The sequence below is a fragment of the Microvirga sp. GN3 genome (assembly GCF_055792825.1).
Genome location: NZ_JBVVAK010000038.1, coordinates 43,658 through 62,747 on the forward strand (window position 1 = coordinate 43,658; position 19,090 = coordinate 62,747).

19 protein-coding genes and 1 tRNA gene are annotated in these 19,090 nt (G+C 64.6%); 11 read left to right on the forward strand and 9 right to left on the reverse strand.

Going from position 1 to position 19,090, the window contains the following annotated elements; genetic code table 11:
• Both ACS5Q1_RS19210 and leuB read left to right on the forward strand, forming a co-directional pair.
• Positions 1-1,410, forward strand: a complete 1,410-nt coding sequence (locus ACS5Q1_RS19210; protein WP_473099687.1) for a serine/threonine protein kinase — start codon at positions 1-3, stop codon at positions 1,408-1,410.
• 102 nt (positions 1,411-1,512) lie between these two features.
• Complete coding sequence (gene leuB, locus ACS5Q1_RS19215) at positions 1,513-2,619, forward strand: 3-isopropylmalate dehydrogenase (RefSeq protein WP_473099688.1); 1,107 nt, start codon at positions 1,513-1,515, stop codon at positions 2,617-2,619.
• A gap of 155 nt (positions 2,620-2,774) precedes the next feature.
• On the opposite strand, the gene ACS5Q1_RS19220 is transcribed toward leuB, so the two are convergent.
• Positions 2,775-3,110, reverse strand: coding sequence for a hypothetical protein (locus ACS5Q1_RS19220; protein ID WP_473099689.1), 336 nt, complete (start codon positions 3,108-3,110; stop codon positions 2,775-2,777).
• 140 nt (positions 3,111-3,250) lie between these two features.
• On the opposite strand from ACS5Q1_RS19220, the gene ACS5Q1_RS19225 reads away from it, so the two are divergent.
• The gene (locus ACS5Q1_RS19225) at positions 3,251-4,375 is read left to right on the forward strand and encodes a sulfite oxidase (protein WP_473099690.1); all 1,125 of its coding nucleotides are present in this window, start codon (positions 3,251-3,253) and stop codon (positions 4,373-4,375) included.
• Here the strand turns inward: ACS5Q1_RS19225 and ACS5Q1_RS19230 are convergent.
• On the reverse strand, positions 4,353-5,147 hold the full coding sequence (locus ACS5Q1_RS19230) for a hypothetical protein (protein WP_473099691.1): 795 nt from the start codon (positions 5,145-5,147) through the stop codon (positions 4,353-4,355). The genes ACS5Q1_RS19225 and ACS5Q1_RS19230 overlap by 23 nt on opposite strands.
• Before the next feature lie 119 nt (positions 5,148-5,266).
• Between ACS5Q1_RS19230 and ACS5Q1_RS19235 the strand changes: the two genes are divergently transcribed.
• Entirely contained in the window at positions 5,267-5,749 is a 483-nt protein-coding gene (locus tag ACS5Q1_RS19235) for a GNAT family N-acetyltransferase (protein ID WP_473099692.1), read from the forward strand.
• Between the two features lie 269 nt (positions 5,750-6,018).
• Positions 6,019-7,050: an aspartate-semialdehyde dehydrogenase gene (locus ACS5Q1_RS19240; protein WP_473099693.1), complete on the forward strand. Its 1,032-nt coding sequence runs from the start codon at positions 6,019-6,021 to the stop codon at positions 7,048-7,050.
• 43 nt (positions 7,051-7,093) lie between these two features.
• On the opposite strand, the gene ACS5Q1_RS19245 is transcribed toward ACS5Q1_RS19240, so the two are convergent.
• Genes ACS5Q1_RS19245 through ACS5Q1_RS19255 form a run of 3 tightly spaced genes read right to left on the reverse strand, consistent with a single transcriptional unit; the run spans position 7,094 to position 9,470 of the window.
• The gene (locus ACS5Q1_RS19245; RefSeq protein ID WP_473099694.1) at positions 7,094-7,774 is read right to left on the reverse strand and encodes a carbonic anhydrase; all 681 of its coding nucleotides are present in this window, start codon (positions 7,772-7,774) and stop codon (positions 7,094-7,096) included.
• 13 nt (positions 7,775-7,787) lie between these two features.
• Positions 7,788-8,729 (reverse strand): threonine/serine dehydratase, encoded by a 942-nt coding sequence (locus ACS5Q1_RS19250; RefSeq protein WP_473099695.1) that lies wholly within the window; start codon positions 8,727-8,729, stop codon positions 7,788-7,790.
• Between the two features lie 3 nt (positions 8,730-8,732).
• Positions 8,733-9,470: a DUF429 domain-containing protein gene (locus tag ACS5Q1_RS19255; RefSeq protein ID WP_473099696.1), complete on the reverse strand. Its 738-nt coding sequence runs from the start codon at positions 9,468-9,470 to the stop codon at positions 8,733-8,735.
• Positions 9,471-9,660: 190 nt separating this feature from the next.
• On the opposite strand from ACS5Q1_RS19255, the gene ACS5Q1_RS19260 reads away from it, so the two are divergent.
• A complete protein-coding gene (locus ACS5Q1_RS19260) occupies positions 9,661-10,545 on the forward strand; it encodes an HpcH/HpaI aldolase/citrate lyase family protein (protein WP_473099697.1) in 885 nt (294 codons plus the stop codon).
• A 112-nt stretch (positions 10,546-10,657) separates the two neighbouring features.
• Here the strand turns inward: ACS5Q1_RS19260 and ACS5Q1_RS19265 are convergent, their stop codons facing one another.
• Genes ACS5Q1_RS19265 through ACS5Q1_RS19280 form a run of 4 tightly spaced genes read right to left on the reverse strand, consistent with a single transcriptional unit; the run spans position 10,658 to position 13,067 of the window.
• On the reverse strand, positions 10,658-10,879 hold the full coding sequence (locus tag ACS5Q1_RS19265) for a Trm112 family protein (RefSeq protein ID WP_203441964.1): 222 nt from the start codon (positions 10,877-10,879) through the stop codon (positions 10,658-10,660).
• Positions 10,880-10,890: 11 nt separating this feature from the next.
• The gene (locus tag ACS5Q1_RS19270) at positions 10,891-11,562 is read right to left on the reverse strand and encodes an LON peptidase substrate-binding domain-containing protein (protein WP_473099698.1); all 672 of its coding nucleotides are present in this window, start codon (positions 11,560-11,562) and stop codon (positions 10,891-10,893) included.
• 29 nt (positions 11,563-11,591) lie between these two features.
• Positions 11,592-12,491 carry a thioredoxin gene (gene trxA / locus ACS5Q1_RS19275; protein WP_473099699.1) on the reverse strand — a complete coding sequence of 300 codons (900 nt, stop codon included), beginning with the start codon at positions 12,489-12,491 and terminating at the stop codon, positions 11,592-11,594.
• Positions 12,492-12,542: 51 nt separating this feature from the next.
• Positions 12,543-13,067, reverse strand: coding sequence for a prolyl-tRNA synthetase associated domain-containing protein (locus tag ACS5Q1_RS19280; RefSeq protein ID WP_203441967.1), 525 nt, complete (start codon positions 13,065-13,067; stop codon positions 12,543-12,545).
• Positions 13,068-13,285: 218 nt separating this feature from the next.
• On the opposite strand from ACS5Q1_RS19280, the gene ACS5Q1_RS19285 reads away from it, so the two are divergent.
• From ACS5Q1_RS19285 to ACS5Q1_RS19305, 5 genes are all read left to right on the forward strand, one after another.
• Positions 13,286-13,360, forward strand: a tRNA-Gly gene (locus tag ACS5Q1_RS19285).
• A 144-nt stretch (positions 13,361-13,504) separates the two neighbouring features.
• Complete coding sequence (locus ACS5Q1_RS19290; protein ID WP_473099700.1) at positions 13,505-15,901, forward strand: transketolase; 2,397 nt, start codon at positions 13,505-13,507, stop codon at positions 15,899-15,901.
• 47 nt (positions 15,902-15,948) lie between these two features.
• Complete coding sequence (locus tag ACS5Q1_RS19295; RefSeq protein ID WP_473099701.1) at positions 15,949-16,635, forward strand: arginase family protein; 687 nt, start codon at positions 15,949-15,951, stop codon at positions 16,633-16,635.
• 57 nt (positions 16,636-16,692) lie between these two features.
• Positions 16,693-17,880 carry an IS110 family RNA-guided transposase gene (locus ACS5Q1_RS19300; protein ID WP_473099702.1) on the forward strand — a complete coding sequence of 396 codons (1,188 nt, stop codon included), beginning with the start codon at positions 16,693-16,695 and terminating at the stop codon, positions 17,878-17,880.
• A gap of 399 nt (positions 17,881-18,279) precedes the next feature.
• Positions 18,280-19,090, forward strand: an 811-nt coding sequence (locus ACS5Q1_RS19305; RefSeq protein ID WP_473099704.1) for a 3-hydroxybutyrate oligomer hydrolase family protein, incomplete at its 3' end; no start/stop codon positions are given.

Sequence of the window (19,090 nt, forward strand, 5' to 3'; positions counted from 1 at the left end):
ATGCGCTGGCGCTTGCATCCAGGCATGGTGATCGACGGTTTTACCCTCGAGGAGAATCTTGGCACCGGCGGCATGGCGCAGCTCTGGGCGGTCACGCGTGACGATGACCCGACGCCGCTGATCATGAAGATCCCGATGCTGATCGACAGCGACGATCCGCTGCCCATCGTCTGCTTCGAGACCGAGCAGATGATCATGCCGCGCCTGACGGGCCCGCATGTGCCCCGCTTCGTCGCGGCGGGGCCGCTCGATCCCATGCCCTACATCGTCATGGAGCGGATTCCCGGAGAATCGTTGAAGGCGCGGCTCGACGAGGTTCCCCTGCCCTGGCCCGAGGTCGTCGCCATCGGGGCGAAGGTGGCGCATGCCCTGCACGATCTGCATCTCCAGCATGTGATCCATCTCGATATCAAGCCGAGCAACGTGATGATCCGTGAGAGCGGCGAGGCGGTTCTCATCGATTACGGCTTTGCCCGGCACGAGCGCCTGCCCGATCTCCTGGCCGAGGAGTTTCGCGAGCCCTTCGGGACCACGCCCTACATGGCGCCGGAACAGGTGCTGCAGGACCGGGCCGATCCGCGCAGCGATCTCTTTGCCTTCGGCGTGATGCTGTATTTCTTCGTCACGGGCGAGCGCCCCTTCGGCAATCCGCGCGGCGGCCAGATCCGCCGTCGCCTGTGGCGCGATCCGGTGCCCCCACGGGCACTCAATCCCGATTGTCCGCCCTGGCTGCAGGAGGTGATCCTGCGCTGCCTGGAGATCGATCCGGACGACCGTTATGCCACGGCGGCTCAATTGGCCCTGGACCTGGAAAATCCCGCGCAGGTGAAGCTGACCGAGCGCGCCGAGCGATTGGAGCGGGACGGCGGCGTGAAAACCTTCCGGCGCTGGCTCAAAGCGCGCAAGGCGCAACCGCTGGAGGCGCCCAACATCGCCGGTCATCTGTCGCGGGCGCCCATCGTGCTCGCCGCCATCGACCTGTCGCCGGGAAGCGAAGATCTCGCCGATTCCTTGCGCATGATGATCGGCCGCATCCTCTCCATTGAAAGCGAGGCGCGCATTGCCTGCGTCAACATCCTGAAGACCTCGCGCATCGCCGTCGACATCCTGGAGGACGAGGAGGGGAGAAGCCTCCATGTCCAGCGCCTTGTTCAGCTCCGGCACTGGGGCGCGGCGCTCGATGTTCCCAAGGAGCGGATCACCTACAGCGTGCTGGAGGCGCCCGATCCGGCTTCCGCGCTCGTCGATTACGCCCGCCACAACAATGTCGACCATATCGTCATCGGCGCCCGGGCCTCCTCCGCTCTGCGGCGCTACCTGGGAAGCGTCTCGTCCCGTGTCGTGGCCGAGGCGCCCTGTTCGGTGACGGTCGTGCGGACGCCCAGGGACCGGCGGATCGTGAACGAGTGACCGATCTTCGCCTAACGACCAACGCGACAAAAGCTTGCCAAGCCGTCCGTTCGGCCTTTTAAGAGCCCTGCAATTCGATCACGACAGAACAAGGGTCTTGCCATGGCAACGCACAAGCTTCTCCTTCTCCCCGGCGACGGCATCGGCCCGGAGGTCATGCGCGAGGTCGAGAAGATTGTGGGCTGGTTCCGCAAGCGCGGCGTCGGCTTCGAGACCGAGACGGATCTTGTCGGCGGCTCGGCCTATGACGCCCATGGCGCGTCGATCTCGGAAGCCGCGATGGATCGCGCTCAGGCTGCCGATGCGGTGCTCTTCGGCGCCGTCGGCGGGGCGAAGTGGGACAGCGTGCCTTATGCGGTGCGCCCCGAAGCGGGCCTGCTGCGTCTGCGCAGGGATCTCGGCCTCTTCGCCAACCTGCGTCCGGCGATCTGCTATCCGGCGCTGGCCGATGCCTCCTCGCTCAAGCGCGAGGTGGTGGAAGGCCTCGACATCATGATCGTGCGCGAGCTCACCGGCGGCGTCTATTTCGGCGAGCCGAAGGAGATCGTGACTCTGGAGGACGGCTCCCAGCGCGCCGTCGACACGCAGCTCTATCACACGCACGAAGTGGAGCGCATCGCGCGCGTCGCCTTCGATCTTGCCAAGAAGCGCCGCAACAAGGTTTCTTCGGCCGAGAAATTCAATGTGATGAAGACGGGCGTGTTCTGGCGTCAGGTCGTCACCCGCGTCCATAAGGCCGAGTTCTCGGACGTCCAACTCGAGCACGTGCTCGCCGACAACTGCGCCATGCAGCTCGTGCGCTACCCGAAGCAGTTCGACGTAATCGTCACGGACAACCTCTTCGGCGACATCCTCTCCGACATCGCCGCGATGCTCACCGGCTCGCTCGGCATGCTGCCCTCCGCCTCGCTCGGCGCCGAGGATCCGGCGACCGGCAAGCGCAGGGCGCTCTACGAGCCCGTGCACGGCTCCGCGCCGGACATCGCCGGCAAGGGTCTCGCCAACCCCATCGCCATGATCGGCTCTTTCGGCATGGCGCTCCGCTATTCCTTCGGCCTCCTCGACGAGGCGGATCGCCTGGACAAGGCCATCGCCAACGTGCTCGCCTCCGGCACCCGCACCAAGGACATCGCAGCCCCCGGCATGAACGCGGTCGGCACGCAGGATGTGGGCGATGCCATCGTCAAGGAGCTGGAAGCCCAGTCGTAACAGCAAAAGCCCCGGGTCATGCCCGGGGCTTTCCGTAGCATCAGACCCAAAAGTGGAATGCACTTTTGGGATCCATCGGATGCTCATTTTTAACTGGCGCATCGTTGGGCGCGGAAAACCGGGCCCACTTTTCCGCACGATGCGCTAGGGAAATATTATCGGATCGAGCCTGTCACCCCGACTTCCGGAACACCGAACATGGGGAAGGGGTTGCGCGCGCCGACGAAAGGTCCTCCGATCGGATCGGGCAGCGTGCCTTCGCCGAAGCGGTCCTTCTGGAAACCGTAGGGCGGGTTTGCAATGGAGGAGATCATCGGCGCCGTGACGTAGCGATTCAGCGATCCGACCGGCGCCACTGGGCCGGGATCGAGGAAGCTGCGGGGTTGGACTCGGAGAACGAGGGGACGATCCTGGGCCTGCGCATCAGCCACCACCGAGATGGTCGTGAGCGCAGCCAATGAAGCCAGACCCAAAAGTGCGAAGCGGTGCATGGGTAATCCTCCAAGAACGGCGCATGGACCTTCTGTTGTGCGCCGTCAACACATGCAAATACTGTCAGAACAAGGCGAGGCCGTTAAAATGGTTCCGCTGAAGCGTGACATTTACCAAAGGGTGAGAAGGACAACGGCCGATGCAGGATAAGCCCAAGCTTGGTTTCGATCTATCGGCAAAAAAGGGTCTGAGTCTTCTGGGCGAGACACCACTGGTTGCCGAGGCCCCCGAGGAGTTCCTTGACGACGAGACGACGCCGATCGCGCGCTTCTTCGTTCGCAACAATGGCCTGTTGCCTCCACCGGTAGAGAATGCAGAGGCTTGGAGCTTCACCATCGATGGCGAGGTCGAGTGCCCGCTTCAGCTGACGCTGGCGGAATTGAAAAGCCGCTTCCCGCACAAGACCTTCCGCATGGTGCTCGAATGCGGCGGCAATGGCCGCTCCTTCTTCGCGCCCAAGGCCGAAGGCAATGCCTGGACCAATGGTGGCGCCGGCAGCGCCGAATGGACGGGCGTCTCGCTCGGGGATGTTCTCCGCGAGGCTGGCCTGAAGAAGACCGCACTGTTCACCGGTCATTTCGGCGCCGATCCGGACAAACACGGCAACTATCAGCATCAGGCCATGTCCCGCGGTGTGCCGATCGAGAAAGCCCTCGAGGAGCACACGCTTCTCGTCTGGGCCATGAACGGCGAGCCCTTGCCCTTCATCCATGGCGGACCGTTACGCCTGATCGTGCCGGGCTGGCCGGGATCTTTGAGCCAGAAATGGCTCGTGCGAATCTGGATCCGCGACCGCGAGCATGACGGGCCGGGCATGACGGGGCTTTCCTATCGAATGCCGGTTCAACCCCTGCCGCCGGGCTCTGATGGTGAAGGGGTCGAAACCCGTGTTCTTGAGTCGATGCCGGTGCGCAGCATCGTTACTGCGCCGGCCGATGGCGGGCGTTTTTCGGAAGGCACGCGCTCCATTGAGGTGCGCGGTGCCGCCTGGGCGGGCGACGATGACGTGACGCGGGTCGAGGTGACCCTCGACGGCGGTGCGACCTGGATCGAGGCATCCATGAAACCGCCGCGTAATCGCTATGACTGGGTGCGCTGGCAGGCCAATCTGGCTCTGCCCGGCGATGGCTATTACGAGATCCATGCCCGCGTGACCGACAGCCAAGGTCGTGCCCAGCCCTTCCGCGCCGCCAACTGGAACCCGAATGGCTATGGCTGCAATGTCATGCACCGAGTCGCGGTTACGGTCGGGCGGGAGGTTTGACCGCCACCGAGGCCGTGCGGGCGCTCGGCCCGCAGGCATCCGTGCGCTTGCGATCTGCCTGAGCGAAGATCGCCTTCAAGGACGGGCTGGCGGCGCCTGTCAGGGCGATGCCGTCGATGAAGCAGGCGAGCTGCGCCTCATCGGGAGCGGAAGATCCGCAGAGCCAGCCCTGGAAACCGAACTCAGCCGTTGCATCTGAGAACCGGAAGGCCTGGCAGGCCTGTTCGCCCTTGTTCGCCAGGGTCAAGGGTGCAGCTTCCACGGAGCCGAACTTCGTCGCGATCATCTGGCTCTGGCCCTGATGGGCCACTGCGAGGCCGGAACGCGCCGCCCTGCGGACCGTGTCGATATAGAAGCTTCCCGCCGTCTCGGCGATGCCTTGCACGATGGCCACCTGTGCATGGCGGAAGTCGCCGAAGCGCCCGAGAATCAGGGTGTCCTCCCGCGCGCCGTTCGCATGCTCGCGTGCTTCCGATGTGACGGAGGCGGATGTGCTTGCCAGCGCATAGATGGCCGGGGAGGGGGACAGCGATTTCCAGGCTGGCGCCGGCGCGACGAGAACAGAGGATGGAACGGTCTTCTGGCGTTGGGCCGGGCGGATATTCTGCTGCTGCTCAATGGCGAAGTAGACCAAGCCGGCGATGCTGCAGGACGACATCAGGACGATGCGGAGCCAGGGCAGGGGCTTCCGGCGCAGGCGACGAGCCGGGCGTTCGTCGACCCATTCGGCGACGTCGTCCTCATCCCATTCGGCATAAACCGCCCGCGGCATCGCTTGAAACCAGTCAACCTGCTGATCACGTCATCCCCATGTTCTACCGTGACACTGGCCAGGCATCGAAAGGTTTTGCTAAGCAAGGTAAACCAAAGCTTAACCGATCAGAGTCCTGCATGCCCGATATCGTCGTCCGCCTCGCCGCCCAGGAGGATGCTGCCGACGTTGCGGCCTTGGTCCGCGCCCTGGATCTGCACTATGTCGGCCCGGATGTGGCTCAACCGATCGAGCCGACACGAGAGATGGTCGAGCGCTCGATGCGGGAGGCTGAAGGGACCCGTTACGCTCTGGCCTACCGCGACGGGTGCGCCATCGGACTGGTCTGCTTCGCCGTGCTGAGGCCCGGTTTCAGGCTCACCGGACTTCTCTTCGTCAAAGAACTCTTCGTGGAAAGCCACGCACGGGGTCAGGCGGTCGGTGCCGTGCTCATGCGCTGGCTCGCAGAGCACGCCCGCGCGCAGGGCCTCACCCGGATCGACCTCACGACCGATGGTACCAACACGGGCGCGCAGACGTTCTACGAGCGCCTCGGCGCCGAGCGGATGGACAAGGTGTTCTATCGCTTCAATCTCTCGACCGACGTGCTGACGGGAGATTGAGACCGCTCAAACCCAAGAGAACGCTTGACGGCAGCGTAACTTTGGTGTGTTGCTGGCGGCGTATCGAAGCCCGACCGGGCTTTTAGATGGACGATGGCAATGGCGATGCTCACTCAGATGACGAGCAAAACGAAAACCGCCACGACGGCCGTGAAAACGACGGCCGAATAAGCCTCGTCGTCCCCGGTCCTCTCTCCCGTCGGGGCGAGAGGCGACACCCAAACAGGGTTCCTATATCTCCCGGGGAGAGCGACAACAGGAGAAGATCAATGGGTTTCAAGATCGCCGTCGTCGGTGCGACCGGCAATGTGGGCCGCGAGATGCTCGGCATCCTCGCCGAGCGGGCCTTCCCGGCCGATGAGGTGGTGGCTCTCGCCTCCCGCCGCAGCCAGGGGTCGGAAGTTTCCTATGGCGACAAGACCCTGAAGACGAAGGCTCTCGACACCTACGATTTCTCCGATGTCGATCTGTGCCTCATGTCCGCCGGCGGCGAGGTCTCCAAGGAATGGTCGCCCAAGATCGCCGCTCAGGGCGCGGTCGTGATCGATAACTCTTCCGCCTGGCGCTATGATCCGGACGTGCCGCTGGTAGTGCCGGAGGTGAATGCCGAAGCGCTTCGCGACATGAAGAAGGGCATCATCGCCAACCCGAACTGCTCCACCGCCCAACTCGTCGTGGCGTTGAAGCCGCTTCATGATGCTGCCACCATCAAGCGCGTGGTCGTCGCCACCTACCAGTCGGTCTCCGGCGCGGGCAAGGATGGCATGGACGAACTCGACCGCCAGACCAAGGCGCTCTACTCGCTCCAGGACGTGCAGGAGAAGAAGTTCCCCAAGCGCATCGCCTTCAACCTGATCCCGCACATCGATGTGTTCATGGAGGACGGGTACACGAAGGAAGAGTGGAAGATGGTGGCCGAGACCAAGAAGATTCTCGACCCGAAGATCAAGCTCACGGCAACTTGCGTGCGTGTGCCGGTCTTCATCAGCCACTCGGAAGCCGTGAACGTGGAATTCGAGAAGCCGATCACGGCCGATGAGGCGCGCGACATCCTGCGCGCGGCGCCCGGCATCATGGTGGTTGATAAGCGCGAGCCCGGCGGCTACATCACCCCGCACGAGGCGGCCGGCGAGGACGCCACCTACATCTCCCGCATCCGCGAGGACATCACTGTCGAGAACGGCCTGTCCTTCTGGTGCGTCTCCGACAACCTGCGGAAAGGCGCGGCGCTCAACGCCGTGCAGATCGCCGAAGCCATGGCCAACCGTGGCCTGCTGAAGCCGAAGAAGCAGGCGGCGTAATCACCCAGAAGACAAGAGGCCGCCTCCGGGCGGCCTTTTTCATTTAAAGCGATCCCGCGTCGCGAGCGCTGAACAGGGAAATCCGTTCCGGCACCTCTTCCACCGCCGGCTTGAACGCGCCGGTTTCGGGGTCGCGCACCAGCAGAACGCCGGTTGCCACGCCGAAATAGGCGCCATGGAGCCGCAGCTTGCCGCGCTCCACCAGGATGCGCACGCAGGGGAACGTCATCAGGTTCTTGAGGCTGTTTTCGACGGTGGCCAGCTCCAGGCGCGTCAGATACTCCGCTGGATCGCCTTCGCGCGGGCCGATCCGCTCGGCGGCGGGCGCGATGAGACTCATCCAGCGGCCGATGAAGTCGCCCGGCGAGAGTGGGGCGGTATCATCCGCGAAGGCGCGCACGCCGCCGCAGCGGGCATGGCCGAGCACCACGATATGCTTCACCCGCAGGGCCTGCACGGCGAATTCGAGCGCGGCCGAAGTGCCGTGGTAATCGCCGCCGGTCTCGAAGGGTGGCACGAGATTGGCCACGTTGCGGACGACAAACATCTCGCCGGGGCTCGCATCGAAGATGACCTCCGGCGAGACGCGGCTGTCGCAGCAGCCGATGATCATGACCTCGGGCGATTGTCCTTTTTCCGCCAGAGCCTCGTAACGGTTCCTCTCGCGTGGAAGGCGTTCGTCGAGAAAGGCGCGGTAGCCTTCGGTCAGACGTTGCGGGAACATGGGCGTCCTTCCATTACGGGTGGGTGATCTCGGCAAGCTTGGCGAGTTCGATATTGGCTCCGCACAGGAGCACGCCGATCCGCTCGCCTGAGCGGGGGTTATAGGCACCTGAGATGAGCGCCGCCAGTGCGGCAGCTCCGCCGGGTTCGGATGCAATGCGATAATCGCGCCAGAGCAACCTCTGCGCATCGCGAATCGCCACGTCGGTGACGAGCGCTACGTGATCGACCGTGCGGCTGCAGATGGAATAGACCAGATCGCCGGTGTTCTTCGCGCCGAGCGAATCGGCCGCCACCGAATCCACGTCCACATCGACGGGCCGTCCGGCTTCGAGCGAGGCATGGAGCGCGCGCGAGCCCTCCGGCTCGACGCCCACGACCTTCACGCGACCCGCCCACCAGCTCGACACGCCGCTGATCAGCCCGCCGCCGCCCACGGCGACGAGGACGGTATCGAGGGCTGGACCATCCTGCTCCCATTCGAGCGCGGCCGTACCTTGACCGATCATGGTGCTCTCGGCCGCGAAGGGATGGATGCGTAGCGCCCCGCTCTCCTCCACGTAGAGATCGCAGGCCGCTTGCGCATCGGCATAGCGCGCCCCGCCGATGACCACCTCGGCGCCGTGCGAACGGATGACAGCGATCTTGGCGGAACTCGAGATTTCCGGCACGAAGATGCGCGCCCTCACGCCGGGTTGGCTGGCCGCATAGGCCACTGCCGCACCGTGATTACCGCCCGAGGCTGCCGCGACGCCCGCGGCAGGGATCTCTTTCGAGAGCAGTGTGTTGAAGGCGCCGCGGGTCTTGAACGAGCCCGCGTGCTGCAGGAATTCGAGCTTCAGGCTCACCGGCCCGTCATGGCCGAAGGCGTTGCCCAAGTTCAGGACCGGTGTGCGGCGAACATGGGGGGCGATGCGGGCATGGGCCGCTTCGATCTCGGAGCGTGTGATGGTCATGAGCTACCTGCGGAGCGTCCAGATGGCGACCGGAAGGCCGTGTGCGTCACGGCCGGGCGGATCGGGAAAAGATTGTCCCCCACCTCTCGCGAGATCGAGCGCCACGGTCAACCCCGCAAGCGCATCGAGAAAATCGTCCTGGGCGGCTCCGCGAGGAGGGGGAGCCTCGATGAGAGCATCGGGAAGAAGCCCGGATTCCCTAAGAAGCTCGCGACGAAGCGCCATGCCGGGACCGTAGGGAACGCCCTTCACCTTCTTCGGCTGGAGGAGCGCCTGGCATTCGTTCAGTGCCCAGAAGGCGAGTTCGGGATGCACCTCGTAGACGCGCGGCATGAGATCGGGCCGCGCCCGCAACAGGGCATCGATCTCGCGGATCTTCGGGAAGATGGCGAAGCCCTGCCGCGAAACCTTTCGCGACGGGTCAGAGGTCGCAGCCGCGATGGTGCAGGCCTCGGCGTAATCCATCGCCTCGACGGCGCTACGCGAGGGAATGGCGAAAACGGAGGATTGCCGCTCGCCGAGCAAGGAACGAATCAACTGCTCCGGTGCGCGGCCCGATCCTTGTGTCCGGTCGGGCAGGCCGATGGGCATATCGACGGCGATCACGGCAGGCTGCTCCGGGGCATCTGCAATATCGGCGAGCGTCGGCGCCGTCACGATGCGATGGGTGTTACGATCGTCTACCCGCAGGAGCACCGCGATCCACCCGGCCCGGCAGCCATCGACCCCTGCAACCCACATTGATCATCGTCTCCTCGTCATCCCCGGGCTCGTCCCGGGGATCCACGTCTTATTCTGCATAGTGCTAAAGGCGTGGAGGGCCGGAACAAGTCCGGCCATGACGGCTCTATGTCATTTCGTAAGCCGGGAATGACACTGTTTTTCGCGTTGGACCACCACTAAAACCGATCTGTCGCTCGAGGAAAAAGCCATGACCCCGATTCGTCCGCGCCGCAGCGCCCTCTACATGCCCGGCTCCAATGCCCGCGCGATCGACAAGGCGAAGACGCTCGCGGCCGATGTGGTGATCTTCGACCTGGAGGATGCAGTAGCGCCCGATGCGAAGGCGCAGGCGCGTGAGCAGGTCTGCGCGGCCGTGCAGGCCAGGGGCTATGGCAGGCGGGAATTGGTGATTCGCATCAACGCGCTCGAAACGCCCTGGGGCGAGGCGGATCTCGCAGCCGCCATCGCGGCCGCTCCCGATGCGATCCTCGTGCCGAAAGTGTCCTCCGCCGAAGCGCTCGCGGCGGTGGGCCTGCGCCTGCGCAAGCTCGGCGCCGCGGAGCGCACCAAGGTCTGGGCGATGATCGAGACGCCGCTCGCGATCCTGCGGGCGGAATCCATCGCGAGCGCGGCGCATGATGTCGACACGCGGCTGGCCTGCTTCGTCATGGGCACCAACGATCTCGCCAAGGACACCCGTGCCCGCCTGCTGCCGGGACGCGCGGCGATGCTGCCCTGGCTGATGACGGCGCTCGCCGCCGCGCGGGCCCATGGTATCGATATCCTCGACGGGGTCTACAACAACCTGTCTGACACAGAGGGCTTTCGCACTGAGTGCGAGCAGGGACGCGATTGCGGCTTCGACGGCAAGACGGTGATTCATCCGGATCAGATCGCCGCTGCCAATGAGATCTTTGCGCCCTCAGCGGACGAGATCGAAAGCGCACGCACCATCGTTGCGGCGTTCGAGCAGCCGGAGAACGCGGGCAAGGGAGCCATCAGCCTCAACGGCCGCATGGTCGAACGGCTTCATGTGGAGATGGCGAAGCGGACGCTGGCGCTGGTGGAGGCAATTACCAAACTGGCGCAGTAAGTGGTCATCCCGGGGCTGTGTAGCAGAACCCAGGATCGCGAGACCAGTATGGCGTCTTGTTCTGCATACGATCCCGGATCGCCTCCTGCGTCCGGGATGACGTTGAAATGATTCAATCCCCCAGCGGCCGCGCCTCTTCCGGCAGCATGATCGGGATGCCGTCGCGGATGGGATAGGCGAGTTTGGCGCGGCGGCTGATCAGCTCCTGCCGGGCCGCGTCGTATTCGAGCGTTTCCTTGGTGAGCGGGCAGACGAGAAGCTCCAGGAGCTTGGGGTCGATCCGCGTCGCCTCCACAGGCTGGGGCGTTTCCGCCGGATTCGTGTCTGGAACCATCGTTCAATGTCCTATTGCAGGGTCGAGTCGGAGCTGGCGCCGCCGCGGGCGAGCTCGATCTCGGTGAGCGCGATGAGCACTTCCGCCCGGGTCTTGAGGTTCGGCGCTTCGAGCAGCGCCTGTTTCTCGCGCACGCCGAAGGGGCTCATCATGCAGAGCGCATTCACGAGGGCCTCGTTGGGGGCCTCCTCGATGCCGCGCCAATCGACTTTCACATGCACCGCGTTGACGAAATCGCGCAGAGCCTTCACCACGCCGGCGCGGTCCACGTCGTTCTCGCCGGCGCGGGCGGTGAAGTCGTTGGCAAACGGCTCGAATGTCACCCGGCATTGGCGGTACAGGTTGACCGGCGGGAGCTCCTCCTCGATGCGGAAGCGCGCGATGCCGATCAGCGTGACGAGATAGCGCCCGTCGCCGGTCTCGGCGAGCTGCGTGATGCGGCCGGCGCATCCGACCCGATAGAGCTTCGGCACGTTCGCCAGCGGATCGTTGTCCGCATCGGGCTGCACCATGCCGATGATGCGGTCGGTCTTCAGTGTCTCATCGACCATCGCCAGATAGCGCGGCTCGAAGATGTTGAGGGGCATCTGTCCGCGCGGCAGAAGAAGCGCACCTGGGAGCGGGAAGACGGGGATGACCGACGGGCAATCCTCCGGCCCTCGGTATACCGCGTTCATTCCCATCCCGATCTCCTAAGTCGCGTTGGACAGCGTCAAGAGAACAGGAGCGAGGAGAGCCTCCGCCGCCCTGCCAGCGTCATCGCGTCCATCGGGCCCCAGGCCTCGAAGAACTGAACGAGCTGCTTGCGCGCGCCGTCATCGTTCCAATTGCGGTCGCGGCGGACGATTTCAAGGAGGTGATTGGCAGCTTCTTCCCGCTGTCCACGGGCATTCAGGCCGACCGCCAGATCGAAGCGCGCCTGATGGTCTTCTGGGTCGGTCTCGATCTTGCGCTGGAGATCCGCGAGATCGCCGAGAGAGCCCGCCTGCTCGGCGAGTTCGATGGCTGCCCGCGCGCCGGCGAGCGCCGGATCATTGGCTTTCGCCTCCGGCGCCATGGCGAGGAACCGCTTGGCGCCTTCCAGATCGCTCACCTCCACATGGAGCTTCACGAGGGCTGCCAGGGCCGCGATGTTCTCCGGGTCCTGGGCGAGAACGGCGGAATAGAGCTCGGCCGCTCCGCCGATATCGCCGGCGGCGAGGAGCCGGTCGGCCTCGGCCAGGATCTCCTCCGCGGCGCTGGGCCCGAGCGGTCCGACAAGACGCTCGATGAAGCTCTTGATCTGACTTTCCGGCAGGGCACCCATGAAGCCGTCCACCGGCTGGCCGCGCTGGAAGGCGAAGACGGCGGGGATTGACTGCACGCCGAGCTGCCCTGCGATCTGCGGGTGCTCGTCGATGTTCATCTTCACCAGCTTCACCTTGCCGCCGGCATCGCGCACGGCCTTCTCGAGGATCGGAGTGAGCTGCTTGCAGGGGCCGCACCAGGGGGCCCAGAAATCGACCAGCACAGGCTGCTGCATCGACTCGGCCAGAACATCCTGGCGGAAATTCGCCGTGGTGGTGTCCTTCACGAGATCGTCGGAGGAGGGAACGGGGGTATCGGACAGCATGCGATCCTCGAGAGGTGAGAGTCGTGAGAAGGACGCTCCTTACATGGGAGCTTAAGCGTTGTCTGGCAATTCCGCCGGCTCCGGCAGGCGCAGGATGAGCGGATCGTGCCCCGTGGCCCGCAGGAAGGTCACCAGATCCTCCCGGGACACGCCGGTGGTCATGGAATTGACCAGCGGGTGAAAATTCACCCGCTCATGCTCCATGAGATTGGCGTCGAGCACCATCGTAACCTTGCCTTCCGTATCGTTCACCACCGCGAAGGCGGTGACCGAGCCGGGCTCGACCCCGAGCAGGTCGCGCAGCTGCTCGGCCGAGCCGAAAGAGAGGCGGCCGGAGGCGCCGATGGCCTCGTGCGTGCGCTTGAGATCGATAGCGGTATCGTGCTTGGCGGAAATCAGGAAGAAGCGGCCCTTCTTGTCCTTCACGAACAGATTCTTGGAATGGGCGCCCGGAACCTCCTCCTTGACCGATTTCGATTCGGCCACCGTGAAGACGGGCATATGTTCCACCGTCTCGGTCTCGATGCCGAGCGAGGACAGGCGATCCAGGAGTTCCTGCGGAGACAGATGGGCCAAGACGATCCTCCATATCGGCCTGCGTTCTAGAGCATCGGCCCCAAAAGTGGAAACCACTTTTGGGGCCGATCCGATGCTCACTTTTTCGCACGATGCGCTAGCGACCGGATGAAGCAGGCTCAAGGGTTTGCCGGAAAAGTTCTGCAGGACCCACTTGCAATGCGCCGTGTTTTGGGGCACATCACGGGCCTCGCAACGACGCCCCGGCGTCGCGGAGCGCGGGTGTAGCTCAGGGGTAGAGCACAACCTTGCCAAGGTTGGGGTCGAGGGTTCGAATCCCTTCGCCCGCTCCAATTTCTCTCAAATTCGAGAGACTTACGAAGGCCCGCCATCTGGCGGGCTTTTCGTTTTTCAATCCCCTCCCAAAGCCCAAGGGACTTGGGCCTCGCCTCCCAAAAGCTTCGGGCGTATATCTCGGCCAAACCGGGAGAAAGTACATGGCGGACGCGCGGCACCTGAGCATCTTGAAGGAACTCGAGCGCAAGATGCTCTGGCTCTCCACCTGGACGATCCATAACGCCAATCACCTGCGCCCCAATGAGGATGGGTTGAAGATCGGCGGCCATCAGGCCTCCTCGGCCTCGCTCTCCACTATCCTGACGGCGCTCTACTTCTCGGTGCTGCGTCCGGAGGACCGGGTGGCGGTTAAGCCGCATGCGAGCCCGATCTACCATGCCATCCAGTATCTCTTCGGCCGCCAGACCCGCGAGAAGCTGGAGAATTTCCGCGGCTACAAGGGCGCGCAATCCTATCCGTCCCGCACCAAGGACATCGACGATGTCGATTTCTCCACCGGCTCGGTGGGCCTCGGCGTTGCGCAGACGCTCTTCGCCAGCCTCGTGCAGGATTACGTGAAGGCCCATGGCTGGGCCAAGGACAAGCCCGAGGGCCGCATGATCTCGCTCGTGGGCGATGCGGAGATGGACGAGGGCAACATCTTCGAGGCGCTGCTCGAAGGCTGGAAACATGGCATCCGCAACACGTGGTGGATTATCGACTACAACCGCCAGAGCCTCGACGCGGTGATCCGCGAGGGCTTGTGGGAGCGCTTCGAGGCGCTGTTCCGCAATTTCGGCTGGGACGTGGTGATCCTCAAGCACGGCGCGCTGATGCAGGAGGCCTTCAAGGAGCCCGGCGGCGAGCGACTGCGCGACTGGATCGATTCCTGCCCCAATCAGCTTTACTCCGCCCTGACGTACCAAGGCGGGGCCGCTTGGCGCAAACGCCTCCTCGACGATCTCGGCGATCAGGGGCCGGTGACACGCCTCATCGAGAAGCGCTCGGACGAGGAGCTGGCGCAACTCATGTCCAATCTCGGCGGGCACGACCTGCCGAGCCTGCTCGACGCCTTCGAGAAGGCGCGCCAGCACGACCGGCCGGTCTGCTTCCTCGCCTATACGATCAAGGGCTTCGGCCTGCCACTCGCCGGCCACAAGGACAACCATTCCGGCATGCTGACGCCGACCCAGATGGAGGCTTGGCAGAAGACGCAAGGCGTGCGTCCAGGCCATGAATGGGACAAGTTCGAGGGTCTGAAGCTCCCGCAGACGGAGATCGAGAGGTTCCTCAACGAGGTCCCGTTCATCCAGAAGGGCACGCGGCGCTACACCGCGCCGCAGGTACCGGTGCCCGAAAAACTCACCTTCCCGGCCAATCCGGCCATGTCGACCCAGCAGGGCTTCGGCTTCATTCTCAACGAGCTCGCCCGCTCCGACCTTGCGCTCGCCTCGCGCGTCGTCACCACGGCGCCGGATGTCACCGTCTCGACCAATCTCGGCGCCTGGGTGAACCGGCGCGGGCTCTATGCCCGCGAGAGCCTCGTCGATACCTTCAAGAAGGAACGGATTCCCTCGACCTACAATTGGGAATTCTCGCCGTCCGGCCAGCATATCGAACTCGGCATCGCCGAGATGAACCTGTTCATCGTGCTCTCGGCGCTTGGCCTCTCGCATTCGCTTTTCGGCGAGCGGATTCTTCCCATCGGCACCCTCTATGATCCGTTCATCTATCGTGGTGCCGATGCGCTCAACTATGCCTGCTACCAGGATGCCCGCTTCATGATCGTCGCCACACCCTCAGGGATAACGCTGGCGCCGGAGGGCGGCGCGCATCAATCCATCGGCACGCCGCTGGTCGGTATGGCGCAGGACGGATTGGCCTCCTTCGAGCCGGCCTTTGTCGACGAGCTCGCGGTGATCATGCGCTGGGCCTTCGACTACATGCAGCGCGACGGCGAGGGCGAGCCGGACGAGAGAACGTGGCTGCGCGACGAGACCGGCGGCTCGATTTACTTACGTCTCTCCACCCGCAGCCTCGAGCAGCCGCAGCGCGAGATGAATCCGGAACTCGCCTCCGACATCATGGCCGGCGCCTATTGGCTGCGGAAACCCGGGCCGAATGCCCAGGTGGTCGTGGCCTATACCGGGGCCGTCGCGCTGGAAGCCATCGAGGCCGTGGGCCTCATGGCCGAGGACCGGCGCGACATCGGCCTCTTGGCTATCACCTCGGCCGACCGGCTCAATGCCGGCTGGACGGCGGCGCAGCGCGCCCGCGAGCGCGGCCTCGTCCATGCCCGGTCTCATGTGGAGCGCCTGCTCGCCGATGTGCCGCCCCATTGCGGGCTGATCACGGTGATCGACGGCCATCCGGCGACGCTCGCCTGGATGGGGTCGGTCATGGGCCACCGCACACGCTCTCTCGGCGTGGAGCATTTCGGCCAGACCGGCACGATCAAGGACCTCTACCGCCATTTCGGCATCGACGCCCAGGGCATCATCTCAGCCGCCGAGATGATCGCGCCTGGCCGCCCGATCCGGCATCTCAAGGCGGTGTGAAAGGCAGCTTGATCAACGTCTTGCGAACCAGGACGAGGAGTTGAGCCATGGCGATCGACCCACGGAACGTCTTGCGCCTCAATATGCCGCAGTGGCAGGGCGGTGACCGGCCCAACTACCGGATCGGGGGACGGGTGCTGGCCGCCATCGCCCCCGAGCCGCAGGGGCCGGAGGAGACCGTCCCGGTTCCCCGCGCCAGGGAGGACGAGCGGCCTGTCGAGGGAGGCATCGTCTCGCGCGCGGCCTTGCTCGAACAGCTCGCCGCCGCCCGCTCGGCCATCGACCGGCACGCCCCGGAGGCAATCGTGACGCTGGGCGGGGATTGTCACGTCGATCTGGCGCCCATCGCCTATCTCAGCGAGCGCTACGGCGACGACCTGGCGGTGCTGTGGGTCGACGCCCACCCGGATATCCTGGGACCGGAGCGGAACCGATACGCTCACACGCATGTGCTGGCAACGCTCATGGGCGAGGGCGACCCCGCCTTCGTGGCGGTGGTGCATCGGCCGGTGGATCCGAAGCGCGTCCTCTATGTCGGCCTGACCGAGACCGGGCCCGTCGAGACCGCCTTCATCCGGGAGCACGGGATCGTCCGTCTCAGCCCGGAGGATTTGGCGGGTTCGCCCGAGCGCGTTCTGGAGTGGCTGCGCGCCTCGGGGGCGAGGAAGGTCGCGGTCCATTTCGACGTCGATGTTCTCGATCCCTATCACTACAGATCCTATAGGGGTGGATAGCGGTCCACTCTCTGGCAGAGTGAGGTTGCGATATCCACTCACGCTGGAGACCAACCGATGTCTGTCGAGCTCCGATCTGAGCAAACCGCTATCCGCACCGATCTTGGCGCAATCTTCATCTCAATGGAACTCAGTCGTTCCGTGTGGCTGATCACCTCCTTGTCGCCCGGGGCCGGCGAGACGATGTCCAAGCACAGCGTGCGTGGCGGTGATGTGGCCGGCCTGCTGACGCGGTTTGCCCAGTTGCAGGAGAAAGCGCGCGCTCGCACCGGTCAGATGTTTCCGATCATCGCTGTTCAGGAGGCGGGCTTGGACGGGTTCTGGATCCATCGCGTGCTGGAAAGCGAAGGGATCGAGAGTTATGTGGTCGATCCCGCCTCGATTGCCGTCTCCCGCCGCTGCCGGCGGGCCAAGACCGATAAGATCGACGGCGAGGCCCTGGTGCGCACGCTGCTGGCCTACAAGCGCGGGGAGCCACGGGTGTGTGCCATGGTCCGGGCGCCGACACCTGAGCAGGAGGACCGGCGCCGCCTCAGCCGCGAGCGCAACACGCTCACCGCCGAGCGGGTCCAGCATGTCAACCGCATCAAGGGGCTGCTGTTCGCGCAGGGGATCGGCGACTATGAGCCCCTGCACCGCGACCGCAGGACACGACTTGACGCGCTCACGACCGGCGATGGCCGGCCGCTGCCGGTCCATCTCAAGGCCCAGATCAGCCGCGAACTCGATCGGCTCGAACTCCTTCTGGAGCAGATCAAGGCGGTGGAAGCCGAGCGGGATCACCTGCTCGGGGATCACCTGCTCGCCTGTGCCGAAGAGGTGGCCGGCGCCGTGCCGCCGGAGCGGCTGCTTCACCTGAAAGGCATCGGACAGGAAGCCGCCACTGTTCTGTGGGCGGAGGGCTTGTTCCGCACCTTCGGCAATCGCCGGCAGGTCGCCGCCTATGCGGGCCTGGCGCCGACGCCCTGGAAGAGCGGATCGGTGGATCGCGAGCACGGCGTGTCGAAAGCCGGCAACCCGCGTCTGCGCACCACCATGATCCAGCTCGCCTGGCTGTGGCTGCGCCATCAGCCCGCCTCGGCCCTGAGCCTGTGGTTCCAGGAGCGGGTCCGGCGGGTCCGGCGCAACGGCGGGCGCCTCAGGAAGCCGATGCTCGTGGCGCTGGCTCGCAAGCTGCTGATTGCCTTGTGGAAGTATGCGACGGCCGGAGTGGTCATCGAGGGCGCCGTGATGAGGCCTGCGTAAGTCACGGCGCAACTGGGCGTATGTGCTTCGCCGGACCCTGATCAGTTCCGGCGGATCCAGGTGGACGGACCGGTGTGCAATTGGGCTTGGCATGCCGCACTACAGAAGGGTTCCGTCGCCTGAGCCCTCGTCCGCTGCAAGCGGGATTGTGGTGCCGCTGCGTATGAGCAGCGACCGGATGTGAGTTGGAGCTGGCGCTGGACACGGGCCAGATCATGCAACGGGCTCAGACCTTGGATGTCAAACACCAGCGGGAGGTCTCATCCATGCCTCATCATTCTCTCTGTTGACCAACCGTTCCCCATGTGAGTTGCATGGCTCGGAGCAGCGTCAGTCGGGGCGCTGGCCGAAGCCCCGAGCGAGGCCGAGACGCCAGATTGGCTCCGATCCGTACAGAAGATTGTTCTTGATGGACAATCGGATGATCTCGCGACGGCAGGTCTCGGTGTTGCTGGCATGACCGACAAGGCGCCTGCACCGGGATATGCGGATAAACTTCATCCGACTGCGGCCGAGTTGAGACGCGCCGCCCTGTTCCTCCGCGGCTCGTCCGCGGAAGGCTTCGGGCGGCTCTATGGACCAAAGGTCGATCCGCGCAGCGGTGCGACTCTCCCGGACGATGGCAGGATTGCTGGTACCGAATATCTGGCCTACGCCGATAATGGCGACGGCCGCCAGAATGTGGCGATGCTGTTGCAGGTGCCGGCCTCCTTCCAGGCCGAGCGGCCGTGCATTCTGGCCGTCCCGGTCAATGGCTCCTCGAGCCTATATCGCGACATCGTTGATTTTGGGTACTGGGGCCTGCGGCGGGATTGCGCAGTCGTGTACACCGACAAGGGACTTGGCAACGGCGTGCACGATCTCGAGACCGACACGGTCAATCGCCTCGATGGCACTCGGGCCACCGCGATGGAGGCTGGCCGGGAGGCACATTTCAAAGCCAGCTTGGACGAAAGCAAACGACAGGAGTTCCTGAAGGCGTTCCCCCACCGCATCGCCTTCAAGCACGCCCATTCAAAGCAGAATCCGGAGGCTGGTTGGGGCCGTGATGTCGTGCGGGCGATCCAGTTCGGCTTCTACCAGCTCGGTTTTGTTGCAAACCTTGGTGGAGGTCGAGCGAGAGCCGGATCAGATCTTCATTCAGGCAGCTGCGCTGAACAGAGTAGCAATGAAGTCACGCTGAGCCTGCATGTCGTTTGCTGGTGCGCTT